This window comes from Paenibacillus turicensis (assembly GCF_017873435.1).
Taxonomy (GTDB): Bacteria; Bacillota; Bacilli; order Paenibacillales; family Paenibacillaceae; genus Fontibacillus; species Fontibacillus turicensis.
This window is the reverse complement of the sequence record NZ_JAGGKG010000016.1, coordinates 54384-80458: the sequence shown is the minus strand read 5'-3', so window position 1 is coordinate 80458 and position 26075 is coordinate 54384. Positions and strand designations below refer to the sequence as shown.

The 26075-nt window shown below is 40.9% G+C and carries 21 protein-coding genes and 1 tRNA gene; 14 read left to right on the top strand and 8 right to left on the bottom strand.

Annotated features, from left to right (window positions below):
• Position 1: 1 nt before the first annotated feature.
• From J2Z32_RS15775 to J2Z32_RS15760, 4 genes are all read left to right on the top strand, one after another.
• Positions 2-808 (top strand): ABC transporter permease, encoded by an 807-nt coding sequence (locus J2Z32_RS15775; RefSeq protein ID WP_210090134.1) that lies wholly within the window; start codon positions 2-4, stop codon positions 806-808.
• A gap of 72 nt (positions 809-880) precedes the next feature.
• Positions 881-1921: an ABC transporter substrate-binding protein gene (locus J2Z32_RS15770; protein ID WP_210090184.1), complete on the top strand. Its 1041-nt coding sequence runs from the start codon at positions 881-883 to the stop codon at positions 1919-1921.
• A gap of 173 nt (positions 1922-2094) precedes the next feature.
• Positions 2095-3195 (top strand): PdaC/SigV domain-containing protein, encoded by a 1101-nt coding sequence (locus J2Z32_RS15765; protein ID WP_245251523.1) that lies wholly within the window; start codon positions 2095-2097, stop codon positions 3193-3195.
• A gap of 231 nt (positions 3196-3426) precedes the next feature.
• Positions 3427-4641, top strand: a complete 1215-nt coding sequence (locus J2Z32_RS15760; RefSeq protein WP_210090133.1) for an SGNH/GDSL hydrolase family protein — start codon at positions 3427-3429, stop codon at positions 4639-4641.
• Positions 4642-4714: 73 nt separating this feature from the next.
• Here J2Z32_RS15760 and J2Z32_RS15755 read toward each other — a convergent pair whose 3' ends face one another.
• The 4 genes from J2Z32_RS15755 to J2Z32_RS15740 form a co-directional block, all read right to left on the bottom strand.
• A complete protein-coding gene (locus J2Z32_RS15755; RefSeq protein WP_210090132.1) occupies positions 4715-5197 on the bottom strand; it encodes a hypothetical protein in 483 nt (160 codons plus the stop codon).
• Between the two features lie 467 nt (positions 5198-5664).
• The gene (gene ade / locus J2Z32_RS15750) at positions 5665-7467 is read right to left on the bottom strand and encodes an adenine deaminase (protein WP_210090131.1); all 1803 of its coding nucleotides are present in this window, start codon (positions 7465-7467) and stop codon (positions 5665-5667) included.
• Positions 7468-7621: 154 nt separating this feature from the next.
• A complete protein-coding gene (clpP, locus tag J2Z32_RS15745) occupies positions 7622-8218 on the bottom strand; it encodes an ATP-dependent Clp endopeptidase proteolytic subunit ClpP (RefSeq protein ID WP_210090130.1) in 597 nt (198 codons plus the stop codon).
• Between the two features lie 271 nt (positions 8219-8489).
• A tRNA-Arg gene (locus J2Z32_RS15740) sits at positions 8490-8561 on the bottom strand.
• A gap of 470 nt (positions 8562-9031) precedes the next feature.
• Here J2Z32_RS15740 and J2Z32_RS15735 point away from each other — a divergent pair.
• From J2Z32_RS15735 to eno, 6 genes are all read left to right on the top strand, one after another.
• Positions 9032-10075 (top strand): sugar-binding transcriptional regulator, encoded by a 1044-nt coding sequence (locus J2Z32_RS15735; protein ID WP_210090129.1) that lies wholly within the window; start codon positions 9032-9034, stop codon positions 10073-10075.
• An 83-nt stretch (positions 10076-10158) separates the two neighbouring features.
• Positions 10159-11169 (top strand): type I glyceraldehyde-3-phosphate dehydrogenase, encoded by a 1011-nt coding sequence (gene gap, locus J2Z32_RS15730; protein WP_210090128.1) that lies wholly within the window; start codon positions 10159-10161, stop codon positions 11167-11169.
• 258 nt (positions 11170-11427) lie between these two features.
• A complete protein-coding gene (locus tag J2Z32_RS15725; protein ID WP_210090127.1) occupies positions 11428-12609 on the top strand; it encodes a phosphoglycerate kinase in 1182 nt (393 codons plus the stop codon).
• Positions 12610-12670: 61 nt separating this feature from the next.
• Positions 12671-13423 carry a triose-phosphate isomerase gene (gene tpiA, locus J2Z32_RS15720; RefSeq protein WP_210090126.1) on the top strand — a complete coding sequence of 251 codons (753 nt, stop codon included), beginning with the start codon at positions 12671-12673 and terminating at the stop codon, positions 13421-13423.
• Position 13424: 1 nt separating this feature from the next.
• Positions 13425-14966 carry a 2,3-bisphosphoglycerate-independent phosphoglycerate mutase gene (gene gpmI, locus J2Z32_RS15715; RefSeq protein ID WP_210090125.1) on the top strand — a complete coding sequence of 514 codons (1542 nt, stop codon included), beginning with the start codon at positions 13425-13427 and terminating at the stop codon, positions 14964-14966.
• 144 nt (positions 14967-15110) lie between these two features.
• Entirely contained in the window at positions 15111-16397 is a 1287-nt protein-coding gene (gene eno, locus J2Z32_RS15710; RefSeq protein WP_210090124.1) for a phosphopyruvate hydratase, read from the top strand.
• 79 nt (positions 16398-16476) lie between these two features.
• On the opposite strand, the gene glpK is transcribed toward eno, so the two are convergent.
• From glpK to J2Z32_RS15690, 4 genes are read right to left on the bottom strand one after another with little or no spacing between them, the layout of a single operon-like run.
• Positions 16477-18003, bottom strand: coding sequence for a glycerol kinase GlpK (gene glpK, locus J2Z32_RS15705; RefSeq protein ID WP_210090182.1), 1527 nt, complete (start codon positions 18001-18003; stop codon positions 16477-16479).
• A 19-nt stretch (positions 18004-18022) separates the two neighbouring features.
• On the bottom strand, positions 18023-18958 hold the full coding sequence (locus tag J2Z32_RS15700) for a transketolase family protein (protein WP_210090123.1): 936 nt from the start codon (positions 18956-18958) through the stop codon (positions 18023-18025).
• Positions 18959-18963: 5 nt separating this feature from the next.
• On the bottom strand, positions 18964-19806 hold the full coding sequence (locus tag J2Z32_RS15695; protein ID WP_210090122.1) for a transketolase: 843 nt from the start codon (positions 19804-19806) through the stop codon (positions 18964-18966).
• A 55-nt stretch (positions 19807-19861) separates the two neighbouring features.
• On the bottom strand, positions 19862-21328 hold the full coding sequence (locus tag J2Z32_RS15690) for an L-fucose/L-arabinose isomerase family protein (protein WP_210090121.1): 1467 nt from the start codon (positions 21326-21328) through the stop codon (positions 19862-19864).
• A gap of 490 nt (positions 21329-21818) precedes the next feature.
• On the opposite strand from J2Z32_RS15690, the gene J2Z32_RS15685 reads away from it, so the two are divergent.
• The 4 genes from J2Z32_RS15685 (at position 21819) to J2Z32_RS15670 (ending at position 26004) form a co-directional block, all read left to right on the top strand.
• Complete coding sequence (locus tag J2Z32_RS15685) at positions 21819-23780, top strand: BglG family transcription antiterminator (RefSeq protein WP_210090120.1); 1962 nt, start codon at positions 21819-21821, stop codon at positions 23778-23780.
• A 136-nt stretch (positions 23781-23916) separates the two neighbouring features.
• Positions 23917-24249 carry a PTS sugar transporter subunit IIA gene (locus tag J2Z32_RS15680; protein WP_210090181.1) on the top strand — a complete coding sequence of 111 codons (333 nt, stop codon included), beginning with the start codon at positions 23917-23919 and terminating at the stop codon, positions 24247-24249.
• Positions 24250-24299: 50 nt separating this feature from the next.
• Positions 24300-24599: a PTS sugar transporter subunit IIB gene (locus J2Z32_RS15675; RefSeq protein ID WP_210090119.1), complete on the top strand. Its 300-nt coding sequence runs from the start codon at positions 24300-24302 to the stop codon at positions 24597-24599.
• Positions 24600-24699: 100 nt separating this feature from the next.
• Positions 24700-26004 (top strand): PTS sugar transporter subunit IIC, encoded by a 1305-nt coding sequence (locus tag J2Z32_RS15670; protein ID WP_210090118.1) that lies wholly within the window; start codon positions 24700-24702, stop codon positions 26002-26004.
• The last annotated feature ends 71 nt before the right edge of the window (positions 26005-26075 follow it).

Here is a 26075-nt window from a genome sequence, read left to right as displayed (position 1 = left end):
CATGAAAACTAAAAATCATGGCCTGCTCGCAGTGCATTCCCTACTAATGATGGCATTTATTTATATTCCAATTATAATTATTATTTTGTATTCCTTTAACTCGTCGCGTTTGGCGGCGGACTGGAGTGGTTTTACCTTTGATTGGTACATCTCTTTGTTTAAAAACCGACATGTATTAGAGGCATTAGGGAATAGCTTAACGGTTGCAATTGTATCCACGGTTGTCTCTACTATACTTGGTACGTTAGCAGCATTAGCAATGCGAAAGCTAACTAAGCGCCTAAACAAGGGAATGGGGGCATTGTTGTATATGCCTATCATTGTACCCGATATTATTATGGGTTTATCGTTATTAGTTTTGTTTAATCAAATTCATATCCCATTAGGGCAAAGTACGATTATTATCGCGCATATTACGTTTAGCTTGTCTTATGTGTATGTGGTTGTGGCTTCTAGATTGTCAGGAATGGGCAAGCAATTAGAAGAGGCAGCGAGTGATTTAGGCGCAGGTTCGTGGCAAACATTTAGATATGTTATTTTCCCACAAATTTCGCCTGCGATTATTTCAGGGGCTTTAATTGCTTTTACTTTATCGTTAGATGACTTTATGATCAGCTTTTTTGTAAGTGGACCAAGTTCAACTACGTTACCCATTTATATTTATGGACAGGTTAAGCGTGGTATTTCCCCGGAAATCAATGCTTTATGTACAATTTTAATTGTCGTAAGTATTACTTTAATCTTGTTGGCTCAATTTATTTTGAATCGAGGCAAAGGACAAAAAAAGCAATCTGTGTTACCATTTTAAAATTACATGTAAGTCTATTGGCTTATAAATAAACAGCTTTATGAAAGAGAGGGAGATAAGGAATTGAAAAAAATGAAATGGGCTAGTGTATGGCTAGCTATAATGTTACTTGGTTCTATACTTGCAGGGTGTGGGTCTTCATCTTCAAAAGAAACGCTAAACGTTTATAGCTGGGCGGATAACTTTGATGGTGAAGTGTTAGCGGCGTTTGAAAAGGAATACAATGTGAAAATAAACTATGATGTTTTTGCCAATAATGAAGATTTACTTGCTAAAATAAAAGCCGGTGGCGGAGGATATGATCTCATTCAGCCTTCGGATTATATGGTGAAAACGATGATTCAGCAGGATTTGCTGGAGCCGCTTAATAAAGAAAATATCCCGAATTGGACCAATATTGCTGATATTTATAAAAATCCGCCCTTTGATCCTGATAACAAGTATTCGTTAGTATACATGTCAGGTGTCACAGGGATTGCATATAACAAAAAATATGTAAAAGAAGAAATTACGAGTTGGTCAGACCTATGGAATCCCGCTTATGCAGGGAAGGTCATTTTATTAGATGATAACCGTGAGGTGATTGGGATGGCGCTTAAAAAGGCCGGCCTTTCTAATAGCTCACAAAATGAAACTGAAATTACTGCAGCAGTCAATGATTTGAAGGCGTTATTACCTAATGTGCTTGCCTTTGATACAGATAATATTAAACAAAAGATGATGTCAGAAGAAGGCTGGATCGCAACAGTGTGGTCTGGGGATGCCTCCTTTATTGCGAAGCAAAATCCTGATGTGGCCTATGTAGTACCTAAAGAGGGTGGTACCATTTTTGCTGATAACTATGCCATCCCTAAGGGTGCTAAAAATAAGGAATTAGCGGAGAAGTTCATTAACTTTATGCTTGATCCTGAAAATAGTGCTAAAAACTATGAGTCTATTGGATATAGTGATCCAAATACGAAGGCGAAGCCATTCCATAGTGAAGCCTACAACAATGACAAGATGATTAATTTGTCTCCAGACGAGTTGTCTCGAACTGAGTGGCTTGGCGATGTTGGTGAGAAATTAGATTTGTATGATCGTTATTGGACAGAACTGAAGAGTGGACGATAATAATATAATAACACTAAGAAGAACACCTTTGAAGAAGTTAGACTGCTATTTGGAGTTAATCCATGGTAGGAAGACAGGATTTATTCAGGGTGTTTTTCTTTTGTTTACAAAACATAATAACTTCTTATTGCGGAAATACTATGGGCATCCAAAAAAAGGAGTGAATAGCATCAATGAGAAAGTGGCATAAAACAGTAGTTTCAGCGATGTTGATTGTACTATTAAGTTGTAGTTCATTATTTAGCTTCGTCAATGCACAACCTGACAAAAAGGAACCGGTAAGAACAGATAATAAAGCGGTCACTTTAGTTACGGTGACGGTCAAAGGCAAGCCGCTACAGCAACAAGGTATTATGGGTGAAGAGGGTGTATTGCTTCCATTACAGCTGATTGAAAAAGGGCTTCATATTTCTGTGAATTATGACGCAGAGAAAAAAAGCTATATTTTACAACGTGACCAAGTTGCAGTGGTATTAACACCGACAGATGGAGAAGCAAATGCAGTTGTGAATGGGAGTACACAGATTATGCCATACGAATGGAAGCAGGTAGGGGAGCAACCTTATGTTTCTGCTAAGGTGGTTACTGATCATTTAGGGTATACATCTCAATATAATGAAGCAAATCAAACCCTTGCATTGACAAAACACAAGCTAAATCCAATTACAATTTCAACTGTAACGATTGAGAAAAACATACCTGAGGCAACAATTAAAGTAGAGTATCCACAGATTAGTGGGTTAGACAATAAAAAAGCAGAAAAATCAATTAATAAACAGTTAAAATCAAGGGCAGATAAATTTGTTGAGAATTCAATTAAAGAAGCTAAAAATAGCCAACCTTCACCAAATGGAAGCAAATATGAGTATTTAGGCAACTATACAGTTACATTTAATCGTGATGGTGTTCTAAGCATTGTTGAACAGACCTATGCTTATACAGGTGGGGCTCATGGGAATAGCATCAGAGAGGGCTTAACCTTTTGCTTAAGTAATGGGAAGTTGCTAACACTGGATCAGATTTTGTCCGCTAATCCAAACTATCGTAAAATTGTAGACCCACAAATTTTACAGCAGCTTAAAAAGACCGAAGGATACTTTAATAACTTCACTACGATTGGCCCTAACCCTGACTTTTATTTAAAGGATGAAGGGGTCGTTATTTTCTTCCAGCTCTATGATTATTTACCTTATGTATTTGGCTTCCCAGAGTTTTATTTTCCATTTAGCGAATTGCTGCCAGAAGGGGCAAACCCGTTTGAAGCTTGTAAATAGCTAGAAATTGAAATGCTACTCGAATAGTTAATGGCAACACTTCTTTAACAATTTTATGATGGGGCATCTCCGTAACCAGAAATGGTTAATTGGGATGCTCTTTTTTTGTTGAAAGGATTTTTATGTTGTGAAAAGAATAGAAAACAATAGAGTACGAATAAAAAAGGAATAGATGAAGAGGTTGGTCTGTTTATAGTCAGTATTAATTTTATAGGGGAAGAGGGTTATACTGTGGGACAGCAAGCAAAAGATTGGGGAATATGGAATGTTCGCAGTAAGTTGGCACGTACAGGGCAAAAAATCAAAGATGGTAAGCTAGTCATTGGCTTCATTGGTGGCTCTATTACGGACGGAAGACCAAGGCATAATTGGCCTGAGGCTGTTACCGCTTGGTTTGTAGATCGTTTTAAGGGGGTCAAAATTGTAGTTGAAAATGCAGCGATTGGTGCAACGGGAAGTGACTTGGCTGTATTTCGGGCAAAACGCGATTTGCTTGATCGTGGTTGTGATTTAATTTTTGTGGATTATGCTGTAAATGATGAGGGCGTACCCACACAAAGACGGATGGCAACAAGAGAGGGATTAATTCGTAAGTTACTTGCTAGTGAAGGTGATGAAATTCCTAAAAGCAATGCAAAGACAGATGGGAAGGCGATGGATTGTTCAATTAGCGAGACGGAGTTATGTGAGTTAAGCCCGGATGTGGTTTTGGTGTATACATTTAGCCAAAGTATGTCTGAGCCGATGCTGGCAGGGCAGGTTCCACCTTCGATTGCAGAGTTTGAGCAATTAGCTCAGCATTATAATTTGAATAGTATTTGGATGGGTAAATATGCTTATGGGGAGGTGCAGCGTGGCTTGATGCGCTGGGAGGAATGGCTACCTGATGGTCTCCATCCAACTTCTCGTGGGAGCTATAGCTATGCGCAAAGTGTAATTGCTTTTTTAGAACAGCAGTTAGTTGATGGTTTCGGGGGCTCCAGCGCAATTGTAAAAGAACTTCCCATTCTAAGTCACAACTTGCCTGAGCCACTTGAGGTTTCACATTGGCAGTCTGCAAAAGTGATGTCACTTGACTCAATTTGTACTGAAGGCCCTTGGGTTATGAAGCGTTGGCTTGATTATGAATGGTTTGATCATGTTCTAGAAACTAATTCGATTGGTGCTAAGCTGTCTTTTCATTTTAATGGTCGTGGTGTAGCGTTAGCATTTGATTTTGGCAAAGCATCTGCCGATTTTAAATATCGGATTAATCACGGAGATTGGAACGTCGTACGGCTTGATCGTCCTGATTGGGTGGGAAGTAGCGGCTGGTTACGTCTAAGCACATTAGCGGAGACGCTAGCCGCTGGTGATCATTTTGTTGAGCTGGAGATTGTCCATAGTAATGATCCTGCATGCCAAGGGTTTAACTTTAGATTAGGGTTGGTGGGGATTATAAAATAAATGATTAAAATTCTGGAACTATTTAAAAATTAGTACTTGCCAACGACTAGAGGGTGGTAGCTACGATCCAGCCTTAATCATTTGATCTTATAGATATTGAACCATCATTGATGGTATATAGCTTATTAACGCTGACCGTTCCGCTAGTGGGGGAATCTGGATCACCGTCATATACACAAATTTGCTTTTGAACTTGATACGTATCGTTTATTTTAATGATAGAGTAATTAACAGGTGGCCAAGCTTCATAGTCCACATACTTTAACGTAACTTCCACTATGATTTCATCACGGTTGCTAACATCTACTTTATCTATAGAAAAATACTCTAATGCTGCTCCCTCAGAGTTACCCTTTGCCTGAATCGCAGTAAAGTAATCATGGATGATGAGCTTTGACATTTTGAGCGGATTTTGTTCAACCGCTTGGATTGGCTTACTTGTTGCTGCCTCCAGCGTTTGTGGTGTGATGAGCTTATCAGCATTGGCGCTTACGATGCTAGCACACAGCAGGAACAGAGCTAAAGTTAATAAAAAGGGGAGCTTTTTTTGTAACATGGTAAGATCTCCTATCAGTTAATTTTAATTTTTGATTTTTGTGATTTGGCTAATATGTAATTCTGGGAAATACTAAAAAGTTTAGTTGCCTATATAACGTTTCATACTGATATTTGTTTCCAAATTTATGTATTAACATCAAATAAACCAGATGCCTTCATTATCCTTAAGTAAAGTCTGTGTTGATAATGAGGAATCTGGTTTTTATTTTTTATTTTCTTTGTATTTTATCCCAAATATTTCAACCCAATTAATTAAGGTTCAACCTTAAAATCAGTGCTTGACCGCTAATCCAAACTAGCGAAGAGACAGAGCGATTCTGAAGGTTGTCTCTTAAAATCAAGTTCCATCCATAACTAAACTTCAATAAGAGGAATATGATTTTAACAACAATCGCAAGAACGCTCTGGATCGTAGCTTCCAGTTCCCTATCGTTATCAAGTACTAATTTCTAAATGAAGCCATAATTAATCCAATATCTCTACATCAATCAGCTTAAATTCATTTACATCTGCTAAGCCACGATTCGTAATACGCACCTCAGGAATGACAGGTAATGCGATTAAAGACAATGTCATAAATGGAGCATGAAGGGGTGATCCTAACTGCTTCCACGCTGCTTCAAGCTGTTTAACCTGTTCTACAACATTGCCAAGTGGCTGATCGGAGATTAAACCCGCAATGACCATCGGTACTGCGGCTAGCACTTCTCCATCACAAACAGCGATCATACCGCCACCTAGCTTCGCTAGCTCATTTGCTGCAAATGCCATATCCTCTGTGTTTGTACCCATCACGAGCAAATTGTGACTGTCATGCGCTACTGTAGAAGCAACTGCTCCTTGTTTAAGCCCAAATCCACGAGCAAAGGCGAGCGAAATCTGACCTGTGCCACGATGTCTCTCAATACAAGCAAGCTGAATAATATCCTGCTCAAGATCAGGTTGTATCATTCCTTCCTTCACTTGAAGTGTAGCTGTTGACTTGGCTGTTCGTGCGCTATTTTCAATGACATCAATGACATGGACGATGGTTTCGCCTTTATTCCCTTTGCTTTTGCTAGCTAAAGAGAAATCCGCGGCTACAAGAGGTCTAGCTAAATGAAGTGATTGCTTTGCCTTATCAGGGTATTGATAGGTAGGGAAGCTTGCTAGTAGCTTGCCGTTGTCATATATAACCTCGCCATGAGCAATGACAGTGGACGGTTCCATTTTTTCAAGATCATCAATCAGTAAAATATCTGCAAATTTTCCTGGTGCAATTCCACCTAAATCGCTATCAAGCTTAAAATAACGAGCAGTGTTAATGGTCGCCATTTGAATCGCCTGAACAGGGGAGACGCCTTCTTCAATTGCACGACGGACAACGTGATTCATATGTCCTTGCTCCATCAAGGTTTGAGGGTAAGCATCATCCGTAACTAACAAAATCTGATCCGTGCTAGCATGATCCTCTGTGACCACTTTAATAACCTCTTTTACATCTTGCCATGCGGAGCCTTCACGAATCATTAGGTACATACCCAGACGTAGCTTTTCCAGTCCTTGTTGTTTAGTTACCGACTCATGGCAGGAGCTAGCGCCAGAAGCAACATACGCTTGTAGCATACGCTCATCTTCCGCAGGGAAATGACCTGTAACGGTTTTTCCCGCCTTTAACGTAGCGGCAATCTCGCCATGCATTTTATCATCGCCATAAGCAACGCCAGGGAAGTTCATTACTTCACCTAAACCTTCGACACCTTCCCAGTTCATGCCTTGCTCAATATCTGCCACCTGAAGCGATGCACCAGCATCCTCAAGATCATCTGTAGCAGGTACACAAGAAGGGAACGTCGTATACACGCGTAGTGGTAAATTTCGACCTTCTTCATGCATCCAGCGGACACCTTCTGCTCCAAATACGTTTGCGATTTCGTGCGGGTCCATAAAAATAGCTGTTGTGCCCTTAGTTAAGGCTACTTTTGCAAATTCGGTAACAGTTAACATTGTACTTTCTACATGCATGTGCCCATCCAATAAGCCAGGAGAAATGTATTTTCCCTGTGCATCAATTACCTTTGTATTGTCGCCAATGGTATGATCACCTTGTCCTACAAATGCCACTCTGCCTTGTGCAATTGCAACATCAATATTTTTTAATATTTCGCCTGTATATACGTTAACTAACTTTCCGTTTTTTATGACAAGGTCTGCGGGATGATTGCCTAACGCAACTTGACCTAATTTCTGACTGACCTTGTATAACGGCTCATAGCTTGATTGTGGCATGAATAGCTGGCTCCTTTTTTGGGTAATTAAAAATAAATATTAAATGGAATTATACAAAAAGCTACTTCATATGGAAAGCATTAATTAAAAAGCTGCCCTTGTCGTGGAATCATCCTCGTACAAAGACAGCCTTATTTGTTAAAGTATTTGCGTTTTATGCCTTTTCAGGCGCAATCTTTTCAATAACTTGGTCAACAAGACCATATTCCTTAGCAGCATGTGCACTCATAAAGTAGTCGCGGTCTGTATCCTTTTCAATACGCTCTAAAGGTTGACCTGTGCGTTCTGCTAAAATTTTGTTCAATTTATCGCGCATTTGCAAAATACGGCGAGCACGAATTTCAATATCTGTCGCTTGCCCTTCTGCGCCACCAAGTGGTTGGTGAATCATGACTTCACTGTTCGGCAAAGCAAAGCGTTTGCCTGGTGCACCTGCATTTAACAAAAATGCACCCATTGAAGCCGCAAGACCTACACAGATTGTGGATACATCTGCTTTAATGTATTGCATCGTATCATAAATTGCCATCCCTGCTGTGATAGAACCGCCAGGACTATTAATGTAAAGGCTAATGTCTTTCGTTGGGTCCTGAGCATCCAAGAATAACATTTGTGCAATGATCGAATTAGCTACAACATCATTAACCTGGGAGCCGAGGAAAATAATCCGGTCTTTCAGTAGTCTGGAATAAATGTCATAGGCACGCTCACCGCGGTTACTTTGTTCAACAACCATTGGAATATAACTCACTGATAAAACCTCCTTGAATGTGGATATAGCACATCACTGACTACCAACTCAATAAGAGGTGGTAATAGCAGGCTACTCCCTTGTATATAATTGTAGTTTCATGGGTTAGGTCAATCTTATTTTTGACCAATTTGATTGATTACAACCCCATAATAAACAATTTCAAAAAGAAAGTCAAAGAAAGTCAAACTTTGTTTAATAAAAAATTCCCGAAGGGGAATCTGTAGTACAAGCTGTGTTATCATGAAGGAAAGTAAAAACTTGGGTAGAACGCGCCCGCGAGGAATTGAACCTCGATCTCAGGCTCCGGAGGCCTACGTCATATCCATTGGACCACGGGCGCAAATTAGATAGTGCAAGAGCTATTATATGAGATTTTAGGTTAAAAAGCAAGCAGAAACCAGACTGTGTGTCGCAAGACCTCTCTGGATCGTAGCTACCACCCCGCAATCGTGGGCAAGTACTAATTTTTAAGTAGATATATATATATTTTAAATTTATTTATTTAACAATTGGATAATTACTTCGTTGCTAATCTGATAGTTTTCCTCTATATGTAGACCCTTTGGTGTGGCTATGCGCCATATCTTGTTCCTATCAAAAAATACTTTTACATATACATAAAAAATAAATAGTTAACCTTTTACATTTATCCTGTATAACTAAGGTTAATATTGCAAATTATACGGTCGTTGGGCTTGCAACTGACTCCAAAATTGGGTAGAATATATGTGGGACTTAAAACGTTAACCCGGGACGTTTTAGGGCCAAGGAGAAGACGAGAGAAGTCGAAGCTTGCAGGAGTGAAAAAGCATGCGTAAAATTTTAGAAATGCAGCAGCAGCTTCTTCCTGATCTCATGGAAATTCTCAAAAAGAGGTACACCATACTTCACCAGATCATGTTATCTGACGTAATTGGCCGTAGAACCTTGGCAACTTCACTGGATATGACGGAACGTGTATTGCGTGCCGAGACGGATCTTTTGAAGACGCAGGGCCTAATTGAAATTGAGAATATAGGAATGAGAATCAGTGATTCAGGCAGAGCTCTGTTGGAAAATTTAGAGCCTCTGGTGAAGGAGATTTTCGGCCTAGCCAATTTAGAGGATAAGATTAAGCAGCTTTACGGATTGCGTAAGGTGATCATTGTACCAGGCGATTGTGAGAGTTCTCCATTAATTAAGCAAAACCTTGGAAGAGCAGGGGCAAAAGCATTGCTAAAGGTCATACACGATGGCGATGTTGTTGCGGTAACTGGTGGCTCTACGTTGGCTAAGGTGGCTGAACAATTAAATCCGCCGAGTACTACCTCGCTGAAGCAAAGCTGGTTCGTACCAGCAAGAGGTGGGCTGAATGAGAGCTTGGAAATTCAAGCGAATACGATTGCTTCTGCAATGGCTAAGAAGCTAGGTGCAGGTTATAGCTTATTACATGTACCTGATCTATTAGGCAAAGAAGCGTATGAATCACTTGTTCACGATCCTAACGTGCATAGTATAGTTGATCAAATCCGCAAGGCGGACATTATCGTACATGGTATTGGTGATGCAATGGAGATGGCGGCAAGGCGTAAGCTAGAGCCATCCTTTGTACAGGATCTTCACAAACACGGGGCAGTAGCTGAATCATTTGGATTTTATTTCAATGAGGAGGGCAAGGTGATTCATAAAATGCTCACATTAGGCTTACGCCTAGAGGATATTATGGACACTGGAACTGTAATCGGAGTTGTTGGTGGAAAAAGCAAGGCAAAAGCGATACATGCAGTATTAAAGTTCGGACATGAGGATATTCTTGTGACGGATGAAGCTGCTGCAATGGAAATCGTAGCTATGCATGAACATAACTTTTGTTGATTTATTACTTCTTGTTTACTCATGGCAGGCTTCATTACCTGCTTTGATTAATAAAAAAAACATACTTTTGGGAGGATCTATTCATGACTGTAAAAGTAGGTATTAATGGATTTGGCCGTATTGGACGTTTAGCTTTCCGTCGTATTCAAAACGTGGAAGGTATCGAAGTGGTAGCGATCAATGACCTAACAGACGCTAAAATGTTGGCTCATTTGTTGAAATATGACACAACTCAAGGTAAATTCGACGGTGACGTTGAAGTACATGATGGTTTCTTTAAAGTAAATGGTAAAGAGGTTAAGGTTCTTGCTAACCGTAACCCTGAAGAATTGCCTTGGGGCGACCTTGGTGTAGATATCGTACTTGAATGTACTGGTTTCTTCACAACTAAAGAAGGCGCTGAAAAGCACCTTAAAGGTGGAGCTAAGAAAGTTGTTATCTCCGCACCTGCTACTGGCGACATGAAAACTGTTGTTTACAACGTTAACCATGAAATCTTGGACGGTTCTGAAACAGTTATCTCTGGTGCTTCTTGCACAACGAACTGCTTAGCTCCTATGGCTAAAGTTCTTGAAGATAAATTTGGTGTCGTTGAAGGTTTGATGACTACAATTCACGCTTACACTGGCGACCAAAACACTTTGGATGCTCCACATGCTAAAGGTGACTTCCGTCGTGCTCGTGCAGCTGCTGAAAACATCATCCCTAACACAACTGGTGCTGCTAAAGCAATCGGTCTAGTTATCCCTTCATTGCAAGGTAAATTAGATGGTGCAGCTCAACGTGTTCCTGTAGCAACTGGTTCTTTGACTGAGCTTGTTACTGTTCTTGATAAAAACGTAACTGTTGCTGAAATCAACGAAGCAATGAAAGCTGCTTCTGATCCAGACACTTATGGTTACACTGAAGATGAAATCGTATCTTCTGACATCAAAGGAATGACTTTCGGTTCCCTATTTGATGCAACTCAAACTAAAGTATTAACTGTTGGCGACAAACAATTGGTTAAAACCGTTGCTTGGTATGACAATGAAATGTCTTACACAGCTCAATTGGTTCGTACTTTGGAATTCTTCGCTAAAAAAGCTAACTAATATTAAATTAGTTAACTTATAAATATGATTTGAAAATATCAAAGAGGAGTGACCTTTCGAAGCACTCCTCTTTGGTTCATGAATAAAAATCGACATTCACACACACATAGATTTTTATTTTTATAGAGATAAAAGCAACATATATAAGAGAGCATAATAAGAGCATAAGAGCTAATTAGGATTACTATTACTAGTGCTTGCGCCGTTTTGAGCGACCTGCGAGGAATGGGCTGCATATCTATTAGGAGGAACGTGGAGATGAACAAAAAGAGTGTACGTGATGTAGAAGTAACAGGCAAACGCGTATTTGTCCGCGTTGATTTCAATGTACCGATGCAAGATGGAGTCATTACAGATGATACTCGGATTCGTGAAACTCTACCAACCATTAAATATTTGGTTGAAAACGGAGCAAAGGTAATTTTGGCGAGCCACCTTGGTCGTCCAAAAGGTCAAGTTGTTGATTCTATGCGTTTAACCAAGCCTGCAGAGCGTTTAGCTGAATTGCTAGGCAAACCAGTTGCAAAAGCAGATGAAGCGATTGGCGAAGTTGCAAAAGCTAAAGTTGCTGAGCTTAACAATGGTGACGTATTAGTGCTTGAAAACGTGCGTTTCTACCCTGGTGAAGAGAAAAATGATCCAGAACTTGCGAAGCAATTTGCAGAGCTTGCTGATTTGTTCGTAAATGATGCATTTGGTGCAGCTCACCGTGCTCATGCTTCCACAGAAGGTATCGCTCATCATCTTCCAGCTGTATCTGGCTTGTTGATGGAAAAAGAATTAAACGTGCTTGGTAAAGCATTGTCTAACCCAGATCGTCCTTTCACTGCAATTATCGGTGGATCTAAAGTTAAGGATAAAATCGATGTCATCGATAACTTGCTTAACATCGCTGATAATGTATTGATTGGTGGCGGTCTTGCTTATACGTTCTTCAAAGCACAAGGCTATGAAATTGGTCAATCTTTGTTAGATGATACTAAGCTTGATGCTTCCCTTGGTTTCATCGAAAAAGCGAAAAAGCTTGGTAAAAACTTTGTATTGCCAGTGGACGTTGTGATTGCGGATGACTTTAGTGCAGAAGCAAACCATAAAGAAGTAGATATCGATAGCATTCCTGCGGATTGGGAAGGCGTGGATATCGGTCCTAAAACACGCGCAATGTATGCTGATATCATCAAAAACTCCAAATTGGTAGTATGGAATGGACCAATGGGCGTATTTGAAATTGATATTTTCGCAAACGGAACAAAAGAAGTTGCTGAGGCTTGCGCGACAACAGAAGGCTACACCATTATTGGTGGTGGTGATTCCGCAGCAGCAGCAGAGAAATTTAACCTTGCTAGCCAAATGGATCACATCTCTACTGGTGGCGGCGCATCTCTTGAGTTCATGGAAGGTAAAGCACTTCCAGGCGTTGTGGCTTTAAACGATAAATAAAACTGTTCGCAGTTGATGGCCATCTAGGGTCTGACTTAAATAGAGTAAGGAGTGAACCGCATTGAGAACACCGATTATTGCAGGAAACTGGAAGATGTTCAAAACTGTTTCTGAAGCAACTGCTTTTTTCCAAGGCATTAAGGGTAAAGCGGAGGTTAGTGGCGTGGAGAGTGTAATTTGTGCACCATTCACGAACTTGCCTGCTTTAGTAGAAGCAGCAAAAGGAACGTCAATCAAAATTGGCGCTCAAAACCTTCATTTTGAAGACGAAGGTGCGTTTACAGGCGAAATCAGTGGTGGAATGTTAAAAGAGCTTGGCGTAGATTATGTCATTATTGGACATTCTGAGCGTCGTGCTTATTTTGGCGAAACTGATGAAATTGTAAACAAAAAAGTTCATGCCGCATTCAAACATGGATTAACTCCTATTCCGTGTGTGGGTGAAAAGCTAGAAGAGCGTGAAGCAGGTCAAACCAAAGAGGTTGTAAAAGTACAAACAACAGCAGCGCTTCAAGGCTTATCCGCTGAGCAAGCGGCACAGGTTGTTATTGCTTATGAGCCGATTTGGGCGATTGGTACTGGTAAATCTTCTACTTCTCAAGATGCTAATGAAGTAATTGCTTACATTCGTAGCTTAGTAAAAGACCTTTATAATAATGAAGTAGCTGACAAAATTCGTATTCAATACGGCGGCAGCGTGAAGCCTGAGAATGTGAAGGAATATATGGGACAAAGCGACATTGATGGTGCTTTGGTAGGCGGAGCTAGCTTGCAGCCTGAATCTTATATTCAGTTGGTTGAGGGGGCAAAGTAAGATGGCTCCAAAACCAGTAGCATTAATTATTATGGACGGATTTGGACTTCGTAATACAACCGAAGGTAACGCAGTAGCGCAGGCAAATAAGCCAAACTACGATCGTTACTTAAAAGAATACCCGAACACCACTTTAACTGCTTGCGGTGAAGCTGTAGGTCTTCCAGAAGGACAAATGGGTAACTCTGAGGTAGGTCACTTGAATATCGGTGCAGGACGTATCGTATATCAAGATTTGACTCGGATTTCTAAGTCCATTCGCGACGGTGAATTTTTCGACAACGAAACATTAGTTGCAGCGGTTCGTAGTGCAAAACAAAACGGCAAAAAGCTACATTTGTACGGCTTGTTGTCTGATGGTGGCGTTCATAGCCATATTGAGCATTTATTTGCAATGCTTGATCTAGCCAAAAAGGAAGATATGCAGGATGTTTACATTCATGCCTTCCTTGATGGACGTGACGTTGCTCCAGACAGTGCAGTTGGCTTCATTAAATCTTTGATTGCTAAAATCGAAGAGGTTGGTGTAGGCAAAATCGCAACAGTACAAGGTCGCTATTATGCAATGGATCGTGACAAACGTTGGGAACGTGTAGAAAAATCTTATCGTGCAATGGTTTATGGTGAAGGCCCTAAATATACTGATGCACTTAAAGCAGTTGAGGAATCTTACGAAAAATCAGTATTTGATGAATTCGTAATGCCAACTGTAATCGTTGATGACAAGGATCAACCTGTTGGTCTTGTGGAATCAGGCGATTCTGTTATTTTCCTTAACTTCCGTCCTGACCGCGCTATCCAATTGTCTAATGTATTCACCAACAAAGATTTCCGTGGCTTTGACCGTGGACCTAAGTTCCCAGAAGGCTTGCATTTCGTGTGCTTAACCTTGTTTGCTGAATCCGTAGACGGTTTTGTCGCATATTCGCCTAAGAACTTGGATAATACGTTTGGTGAAGTATTAGTACAGCATGGTAAGAAACAGCTTCGTATTGCTGAAACTGAAAAATATCCTCACGTTACGTTCTTCTTTAGTGGTGGACGTGATGTAGAGCTTCCAGGTGAAACTCGTATTTTGATTAACTCACCTAAAGTTGCAACCTATGACCTCCAGCCGGAAATGAGTGCATATGAAGTAGCTGAAGCTTGTGTGAAGGAAATTGAAGCAGATAAGCATGATGCGATCATTTTGAACTTTGCTAACCCTGATATGGTAGGGCACTCTGGTATGCTAGAGCCTACTAAAAAGGCAGTTGAAGTGACAGATGAATGTGTTGGTAAAGTGGTAGATGCCGTTACTGCAAAAGGTGGCGTGGTTATCATTATTGCTGACCATGGTAATGCGGATATGGTATTTGATGAAAACGGTCGTCCGTTTACAGCTCATACTACAAATCCTGTACCATTTATCGTAACAAGTAAAGATGTTGTTCTTCGCGAAAGCGGCATCCTTGCTGACGTTGCTCCAACCTTGCTTGATTTGATGGGCTTGCCTAAGCCTGCTGAAATGACAGGCGAATCTATGATTGCTAGTCGCAAGTAAATAGTAGGTCATCGTCCAACTTGACCTCAAAACTCACATGCATAGTATGTTTTGTCTAGTTTTGGAGCATGTTGATTAGCAGTTAAGACAAGTCTGATGTAAAATATATAATGATAAATTTAACCACAAAAGGAGACATATACAATGACAATTATTTCTGACGTATACGCTCGCGAAGTCCTAGACTCCCGCGGTAACCCAACGGTTGAAGTAGAAGTATATTTAGAGTCCGGTGCAATCGGCCGCGCAATCGTACCATCTGGTGCTTCCACTGGTGCGCATGAAGCAGTTGAGCTTCGTGACGAAGACAAAAACCGTTACGTAGGTAAAGGTGTTTTGAAAGCAGTTGAGAATGTAAACGAAAAAATCGCTCCAGAAGTAATTGGTATGGACGCACTTGATCAATTAGGAATCGACAAAGCGATGATCGCTTTGGACGGTACACATAACAAAGGTAAATTGGGTGCTAATGCAATTCTAGCTGTATCTATGGCTGTAGCTCGTGCAGCAGCAGATGCTCTTGATTTGCCACTTTATGTTTACCTTGGTGGATTCAACGCTAAACAATTGCCAGTACCTATGATGAACATCGTTAACGGTGGCGCTCATGCTGACAACAACGTTGACGTTCAAGAATTCATGGTATTGCCTGTAGGCGCTCCTTCCTTCAAAGAAGCACTTCGTATGGGAGCTGAAATCTTCCACAGCTTGAAGTCTGTACTTAAAGGTAAAGGCTTGAACACTGCTGTAGGTGATGAAGGTGGATTTGCACCTAACTTCACTTCTAACGAAGATGCATTGTCCTCCATCATGGAAGCAATCGAAAAAGCAGGTTACAAACCAGGTGAAGACGTATTGCTTGGTATGGACGTAGCTTCTACTGAATTCTTCAAAGATGGTAAATACCACCTTGAAGGCGAAGGTAAATCCTTCACTCCTGCTGAATTCGTTGACTTGCTTGCTTCTTGGGTTGACAAATATCCAATCATCACAATCGAAGATGGTTGTTCTGAAGACGATTGGGAAGGTTGGAAATTGCTTACTGAAAAATTGGGTAACAAAATTCAACTCGTTGGTGACGACTTGTTCGTTACAAACACTGAGCGTCTAGCTAAAGGTATTAAAGATGGTATCGGTAACTCTATCTTGATCAAAGTTAACCAAATCGGTACTTTGACTGAAACTTTTGATGCAATCGAAATGGCTAAACGTGCTGGTTACACAGCAGTAGTATCTCACCGTTCTGGTGAATCCGAAGACAGCACAATTGCTGACATCGCTGTAGCAACTAACGCTGGTCAAATCAAAACTGGTGCGCCTTCCCGTACTGACCGTATCGCGAAGTACAACCAATTGCTTCGTATCGAAGATCAATTGGGTGAATTGGCTCAATACCACGGCTTGAAATCTTTCTACAACTTGAGCAAATAATTTACAATAATTAAAAAGGAATTGCCCTTATCTCGTCTGCAGGCGAGTAGGGCAATTCCTTTTTTTTAACTAACACAATTTACTGAGTAACGACCGATTGCACAGCACTTTTCCAGCCAGCATAATTACTTTCACGTAGCTGCTCCGACATCGTTGGTTGAAATAACTCATATAGGTTCTGATCATGTGGCAAGTGATCGTAATCGCTCCAGAAGCCAACGGCAACACCACCAAGGTAAACAGAGCCTAAGGCAGATAATTCAGGACAGGTAGAGCGGATTACGGATTGTCCTAAAATATCTGCCTGAAATTGCATGAGCCAACGGTTTGCTGAAGCGCCACCGTCTGTGCGTAAGTCTGTGAAGGATACACCAGATTGCTGCTGCATGAAGTCTACTGCATCACGTATTTGGTAAGTAGTGCTTTCTAGCGCTGCACGAATAATGTGTGCTTTTGTACTTCCACGGGTCATGCCAACAATTGCCGCACGTGCACAAGGGTCCCAGTAAGGGACACCCAAGCCAACAAATGCGGGTACAAGATAGACACCTTCATTAGAAGGCAGACTATCCACTAACTGTTGCATTTCCTCAAATGTAGAAAATAAGCCCAGATTATCGCGTGTCCATTTGATGCTGTCCCCTGACGATCGAATGACAGCCTCCAAAGCATAGGTGACTTTGCCATCAGCGCCCCAAGCTATCGTAGTCACAAGTCCTTCCCCACCATCCACAGGCTGCGTTCCTACATTCATGAGAAGTGAAGTCCCTGTACCATAGGTCGCCTTTGCTGTTCCTGGCTCAAAGCATAAATGCCCAAACAATGCACCCTGTGAGTCACCTATTAAGCCTGATATTGGGATTGGGACAGGTAGGCTAGATCCGTTATTAGAAACGGTACTAAAAATACTCTCATCATTCATATAGCCAACAATGGAGTCTGAGGAGTGAACCTTAGGCAAAATAGAGAGTGGTACTTCAAATAAATTGCCAAGCTCTTCATCCCACTGTAAGGTATGGATGTTAAATAAAGAGGTACGGCTCGCATTAGAATAGTCTGTGACATGAGAGGTCCCACCTGTTAGCTTCCACACAAGCCAACTATCCATCGTCCCCGCGAGTAGTCGGTTTTCATTTACTAATTGAGGTGCGCCTTCCACATGCTCAAGCATCCAACTAAATTTAGTGGCTGAAAAGTAGGGATCGATGAGTAGTCCTGTTTTTGCTTTAACTTGTGCTTCCACACCCTTTTCCTTTAACTGTCTACAAATTTCAGCCGTCCGTTGGCATTGCCACACAATCGCATTATGGATGGGCAATCCCGTTGCTTTATCCCACATGACCGCAGTTTCACGCTGATTGGTTATTGTCACAGCAGCAAGTTCATCCGAAGTAGCTCCCACTTTTTTCATAACATTTTGCATACATTGCTTTACATTTTCATAGATTTCAAGTGGATCATGCTCAACCCAACCGGGTTGTGGATACAATTGCTTATGCTCCATTGCGGAACGGGCGATAACTTCACCTTGTTGATTCACCAACAACGTTTTTGTGCCTGAGGTGCTTTGATCGATGGATAAAATATATTTTTGCTTGCCTGTCATTGAACTCACCCTTATCTATCTATCTATCTATCAATTCAAGCGCAATTTGAGTAATGTTTTCTTTTGTAATACCATAATGCTGAAATACTTCGTTTGTTTTCCCTGCAATCGCAGGCTCATCTGGAATGCCCAGTACCTTCATCGGCACAGGTTGATGTTGGACGACAACCTCAGCAACGGCGGCACCTAGACCGCCATAAATGCTATGCTCTTCCACGGTTATGATTGCTCCTGTTTCATTAGCTGCTGCAATTATTGCTGCTTCATCCAGTGGTTTAATGGTATGCATATTAAGCACTCTTGCTTGTATGCCTTCAGCCTTCAAGGCTTCAGCCGCATCAACCGCAATTCGCACCGTTTCGCCTGTAGCGATAATCGTAATGTCGTTACCTTCCTTTAAAGTTACGGCTTTACCGATTTCAAATGGATACTCCTCCGATTCATACACATCCTCAACCGCGTTACGTCCAATACGGACATATACGCCGCCGTCATAATTAACTAGGGCTTCCGTTAGTTTTTTTGTCTCATGCCGATCTGCTGGTAGCACGATGGCTAAACCCGGAATGGCACGAGCCACAGCGATATCCTGCAAGGAGTGGTGGGACATGCCAAGTGCACCATAGCTTACACCACCACTAATGCCGATTAGCTTCACATTGGTACGGGAATAAGCTACATCAACCTTAATTTGCTCAATACTACGCATACTGAGGAAGCAAGCAGGAGAAGTCACAAAGGTTTTTTTGCCACTATGAGCAAGTCCTGCCGCCATACCTACAATGTTTTGCTCAGCAATACCCACCTCGACAAATTGCTGGGGATAGGTGCTCGCAAATGGTGCCATTGCAGCGGAACCACGGGAATCACTCGCTAAAACGGTAATATCCTGATCGGTTTTTGCTAATTCCATGAGCGTTTCACAAATGACTTGACGGTTAGGGATTTTATTCATTGTCGTTACACCTGTCCTTTCGCGTTTAATTCATCGATGTAGCTTTGTAGCTCAGCATGTGCAAGCGTAAGCTCCTCATCATTGGGCACGTGGTGATGCCACGCAGGGACATTTTCAGCAAAGGAGACGCCTTTGCCTTTCACCGTATTTGCCATGATTAAGGTTGGTTTACCTTGTACTTCAGGAACATTACGGAAGGCTTGAAGTAATTGCTCCATGTCGTTGCCATCGATGGAGACCACATTCCAGCCAAAAGCAGTCCATTTATCCTCTAATGGCTCAATTCCCATGACCTCCTCTGTACTTCCACTGATCTGCAATCGATTACGGTCGATGATCCCCACCAAGTTATCTAGCTTGTAATGAGCACCAGCCATCGCCGCTTCCCAGTTAGAGCCTTCGGCTTGCTCGCCATCACCCATGAGGCAAAATACACGATAGGAGGCACCATCTCGTTTTGCGGCAAGTGCCATTCCTACGGAGATGGGTAAGCCATGTCCAAGCGCACCTGTGTTCATTTCGATCCCAGGCACTTTATTGTTTGGGTGTCCGATGAGACGTGTACCAAATTGACTGAAGGTAAGTAGCTCTTCTTTTGGAAAAAATCCAAGATCCGCAAGTACACACCAGAGGGATTCCACGGAATGTCCTTTGCTCGCAATAAATCGATCACGATTATCCATATCTGGTTGAGCAGGATCAATATTCATAATTGAATAATAAAGTGCAGTCAAAATATCTGTGTTGCTTAATGAGCCTCCAGTGTGCCCTGTTTTGGCGCGATGAATGATTGTGAGTAGGTCTTTGCGAATTTGTGCTGCTTTAATTTTTAGTTGAGGCGTATCCATTGTTTTGTGCCCTCCCCATAAGTAGAAGTGAAAGTAAAGTTTAGAAGCGAATGACCTATACTGAATGAGTTATAGACTGAGGCTTGGAGACAAGGTCGGAGCCACGCAACCAGCGCTCAATTTCTTGTATGGTTGGATCTACGGGATCAGGATTTAGACCAGGGATATAGTGACAAGCTTCATAAATGGCTGGAATGACATTAGCATGAATCCCTACCGCATGGTGGACATACGGTCCCTTAACTAGCTTTTCCTCCCATAGCGGCCAGTCGTTTACTTCGACCCATACATAGGAGCCACGAGTATAAGGGCCTTGAATTCCATGGGCTTTACCTAAGAAAATGGAGTATTCCCCATTGTCCCCATCGAAGCGGGCAAGCGTCATGCCGCCGCCACGAATTTCGCCTTCGTGTGTACCAGGGGCGTGGTCATCAAATAAAAAGTGCTTACGTAGCTTAGGTTTATCTTCAACAGAAAGTGAAACAGGGAAGTTCCCACAATGGAACAAGAGCTCGCCATTTTCATTTTCAGGGTGACGAACGGTAATATCTGCAAAAAAGGTAGGTGTGGTATGCATCGCAGCCGCTTGAACCATGATTGATGTGATCGCGCCGTGAATGTCGGTTTCGCACGTAACTGGAATTTGCTCATCGGTGAGGATGGCGTTGGCTAAGCATGGCATGATGCCCATGGAATCCTGAAGGGAAGACCAGCACTGAATGGCAATCGCGCTACTACCTGTTTCTTGTGCATATGATTTCATAGCGACTTTTAGTGCGGCGATTCGGGTAATATCGTCTTCTGTCACCTCACTATAATCGAGGGTTGCCTTAATGTAATCGATCGTTTCCAATAGTTCACTGCTGTTGCTAGCTGCAATTTTTTTACTACGTAACTGAATGTCTACAAGGGTGATCGGATGAATCTCAATCCCAAACTTCTCTAATAATTCACCTTCGTTGCAAATCATCGTCCAGAAGGAAGCAGGGCGAGGTCCAATTTGTAAAATACGTAGGTTTTTAAAATGACGTACAACGTTCGCAGCCGCAATAAAGTTGATGAAGCCACGTTCAAAGACAGGATCAGTAACCCAACTGTTTGTGATATAGGTAAATGGAACATTAAAGCGGCGCAATACTTTACCTGTTGCGAAAATGCCGCACTGGGTATCACGTAAACGCATGCCATCCTCTAAAGGAGCTTCATCCCGAGGTCCCCAGAGCAATACGGGTTTGCCTAACGCCTTGCCCACACGAGCTACAGTGTCCTCTGTCCCAAAGTTACAGTGAGGGAAAAACACAGCATCGACTTCTTCTTCCTTAAATCGCTTAATGATTAAATCCGCATTGACGTGATCATCATAAAGTAAACCTTCTGAATTAAGGCCTTCCAAATCAACAATATCGATATCTAGTCCAAAGCTCTCAATTTGCTGACGAATTTGCACCTTATACTTAAAGGCATCTTCTGCACTAAAGGTAAAGCGGCGAGTAGGGGCGTAGCCCAATTTAAATTTTTTCATAGGTGGCAACTCCTTTTAGTAAAAAACTAAAATTTAATGTAAATAAACTAAACTAAAAGTGATTATTAACTAAAATTTATATTATATCGACATGTTAACATCGTGAGAAAGCGCAGTCAATCATTTGTTTAGTTAAATTTATATTAAATATATGATTAGTTTATGTTATTCTATATCTATAATTAGTTTAGTTTAGAACTATAAAAGGAGATTTGTTTTAGTTGAGTATGATAGGAGAAGTATATCGAAATAGGTTTAAATACAATTAAGTTGAAAAAATCAGTATTATAGGGCTATTTTTCCAATCTTAAATTTTTGGTATTAAATGAGAAGGTTTGAAATCTCTATTGCTTGTAATCTAAATTTTTAATTTAGTTTAGTTTATATATTTGTTGTATCATTTTTTGATATAGTATAAACTTCATTTCATACTTTAATAAAAATAGTTGTGAAGGCAATAATGATGTTATAGCGACAGGGGGGAACTGTAATGAATTCACGTATGATTGCAATTTTACAGCATCTTTTAGCTGCAGATGGACCTCTAAAAAGTGAGCATCTAGCGAAATTGATCCAAGTTACTTCTCGGACAGTGCGTAGTGACATTAGGGAGCTAGAGGGGATACTAGATCAATATGGAGCTTCCATTCAACCTGTTCGCGCAAGAGGATATGAACTTAAAATTATAGATCAAGATCGATTTTGTATATTACAGGAGAAGTTATCGTTAGGCCATCCAGCCCAAGACTCGAATTCACCTCAGTATCGGTACAATTATTTGATTAGAAGACTGTTGCTAGCAGAAACGTATGTGAAGCTTGAAGAACTGGCAGATGAGCTTTATGTCAGCAAATCTACAGTTCAAAATGATTTGAAAGAGGTTAAGCAGACTTTAACAAAATACGGGATTTTGATTGATAAGCGCCCCAATTATGGAATTAAGCTTAAAGGCGATGAGGTTCATTTGCGGTTTTGCATTTCTGAATTTATTATGAATCGCTTGGGAGATGGCTTAGACCAAAAGCAAAGGGAAGACATATATAGCGACTTGAAAATAGTATCCTCTGTTGAAATGGAGTTAATTCGTAATATCATCATGGAGCAAATTCAGGAGCTTGGTGTTAACTTGTCTGATGCTGCGTTTAACAACCTAGCGAATCATATTGCCATCTCATGTAGACGTATTCGCGAAGGCAATCAAGTTACAGTATCTCCAGATGATCGAAACGAAATTGCATTAATTGAAGTTATTGAGGCAGCCGGGCAAATCGTGGAACGAATTGGAAAAGCGTTGCAATTATCATTTTCTATGGATGAAGTGGTTTATATCGCTATGCATTTATCTGGGAATAAGTGGTTTTCTGGAAAAGGAGACAGCATAGAGATTCGCCGGGATAGTGAGATCAGATCGGATGACGAAAATTATGCTTTAGTAAAAGACATCCTCGTTAAAATCGATAGAGATTTAGCACTCAAAATAAGTAATGATCAAGAATTAATTATGGGCTTATGCTTACATTTAAAACCGGCCTTGAATCGGGTGAAATATGGAATGAGCATTCGTAATCCGATGCTGGAGCATGTGAAAAGTAACTATCCTTTCGCATTTCAAGCAGGTGTGATTATGGCTAAATTGATTGAAAGTAAGCTTGGCGTGGTTTTACCTGAGGCAGAGATGGGTTATTTGGCGATTCATATTGGTGCCGCGATAGAAAGACAAAGGATGAATAGTACACCAAAACGTTGTTTAGTTGTATGCACCTCAGGAATGGGGAGCGCACGTCTACTTTACTATAAGCTGAGGAGTAAATTTGGAGAAAGGTTAGAAGTCGTAGGCACAACAGAGCTGTACAAGCTGAATACCTTCTCTTTAACTAATATTGATTTTGTTGTGAGTACAGTTCCTATTGTGCAGCCCTTGGCTGTGCCTATCATTGTAGTCGAGAAGCTTCTTGGCGGCGAAGATATGGATAAAATTAACACATTACTAAACGATGGCGAATCCTATCAATTTGATTATATTATCGAAAAGCTGGTGTTTCTTAAACAAAACTTCACTACGAAGGAGCAAGTTATCACGTTTCTTGGCAACAAAATGCAGGAATATGGATTGATTCGTTCTTCTGAAGGGTTTATCGGACTCGTGTTGGAAAGGGAAAATGCGGCGCCAACATCCTACGGCAATTTGGTAGCGATTCCACATCCGATCATTCCTCAAAGCAATTGTACAGTTTGGGTCATTTGTACACTGAGTAAGCCAATCGATTGGTCGGGACGACCGGTTCAATTTGTTTGTCTGCTCAGTATTGATAAGAGTGGGGAAGAACCAAATTCCAACATGTATCAGCATCTTATGGGACTTGTTGATGATACAGAGGTTGTGCAAAATATTTTGAGATGCAATACGTATCATGAATTTGCGCAAATGATTGTAAAACATAAGCTTTACTAGAATAAAACTAAACTTAGCTATACTTTAGTATTTATGTTTTCCACTCGTAGCGGAAAAGGATTGTGTGTAGATATCAATTTGTATCAGATACAATGAGCGTAAGACATAAGGAAACAACATGATTGAGGTGAAGGCTTTGAATGAATATCAGGAAATCATTATGAAAATTATAACAAATGCAGGTTTCGCTAAAAGTAAAGCTTTGCAAGCGATTGCCCTAGCCCAAAAAGGAAAAATGGATGAGGCACAAGAGGCCTTAGAGGAATGCAGCCAGGAGCTAGTGCAGGCACATAAATCTCAGACCAAACTTATTCAACAAGAAGCAGCTGGAACGACCTATGAAATTACGTTGCTGATGGTACATGCACAAGATCATTTAATGAATGCAATTACAACCAAGGATTTAGCAGGGCACATTATGGATCTATACGAGCGAATGAATAATTATGAAGCAGCTCTGAATCGTTAATAAAGCTAAATATAACAACAATTAAAATAAATACTTTGGGGGGATTTAAAATGAAACAAATTACTTTAGTGTGTGCGGCGGGAATGTCTACGAGTATGCTAGTTCAAAAAATGCAAAAGTCTGCTGAAGCTCAGAAGATTGAAGTTGAGATTAGAGCAGTGCCTGAAAGCTCCTTTAAGCAATATGTAGAAAAGACAGATGTGTTGTTGCTTGGGCCGCAAGTAGGTTATTTAGAAGATAGTTTTAAAAGTCAATATGAACCTAAGGGCATTAAGGTTAGCGTAATTGACCGTATTGATTATGGGATGATGAACGGGGAGAAGGTACTCTCAGACGCACTAAAGCTATAAACAACTAACTATTCAATTCTCTAATTTTACTGAGTTTAATATCAGTTATATTACTCAAAATGAAAGCGCTAACTTAAATCTAAAGCAGGAGATGAAAACAATGGAAAACAAAAAGAATTTATCCCACACGCTGCAAAGATATGCGGGCAAAATTCAGCAAAACCGTTATATGAGTGCGATCTCCAACGGACTTATGTCAACGCTTCCTTTTCTAATCATTGGAGCCTTTTCAACCCTTTTTTCCGCGATCGCTTGGGAGCCCTATCAGAACTTTATTGCACCGGTAAAAGGAATTATTGGACTAGCATCCACGATGACGACAGGAATTATTGCTTTATATGCTGTATTTTTTATCGCATACCGTCTTGCACAAGCCTTTGATAAGGATCCATTGGTGCCTGCGGCAACTGCCTTGCTCTCATTTTTAATTCTTACACCAGTACAGTCGTTTGATACTGTTCGAGCAATTCCACTTCAATGGCTTGGTGCGCAAGGTTTATTTGTAGCCATGATCGTTGGTTTGTTGGCATCGAGATTATATATATGGATTGTGGATCGCAATTGGACGATTAAAATGCCAGAAGGGGTTCCGCCAACCGTTGTTAAAACGTTTTCGGGCTTAATTCCAGCCATACTTGTCGCTGTTATTTTTGTAGTCACTGCGGGTATTTTTATGCAGACCTCTTTTGTGACGGTGCACCAATTTATTTATACGTATCTACAGGTTCCATTAGAAGGCTTAGGTGGATCGTTAGGAGCGCTAATCATTGCGTTAATCATTATGCAAGGACTTTGGTTGTTTGGGATTCATGGTGCAATCGTCACCTTGGCCATTGTTAAGCCGATTTGGATGAGCTTAGACCTTGCTAACCTTGAAGCATTTCAGGCTGGTGCGGAATTACCTAACATCATTGGCTTGGCATTCTGGTATATTTATGCGAACTATGCACCAATGTTAGGTTTTGCACTCCTACTTGTCTTTTTAGCTAAGAGCAAACAGTTGAAAACAATCGGTAAGCTTGGCTTACCAGGCTCGTTCTTTTCTATCCATGAACCACTTATTTTTGGGATTCCGGTCGTTTTAAATCCGCTATTAGTGATTCCATTTATCGCAGCACCTATTGTGTGTTGTGTCCTGGGGTACTTTGCAACAACGATTGGCATCTTACCTGCACCAATTGGTATTTATCCGGCATTTGGTACACCGATATTTGCACTAGGCTTTATTGAAGGAAGTTGGAGGCTTGCTGCTGCGCAGCTTGTATTGATACCAATCTGTATGTTGATTTACTATCCATTCTTTAAGATGATAGACAAGCAAGCATTGTCTAAAGAAAAAGAAGCACAAGAAAGCTTAGAGAATGAAAACATTGAGGGATTAAATGGCGCTCCCGTTACTTCATAAGAGTGACGTATAGATTTATAAAAGTATAGGTGAACTAACGGCGTGTTTCACGCCGTTTTTTTATCATAAAG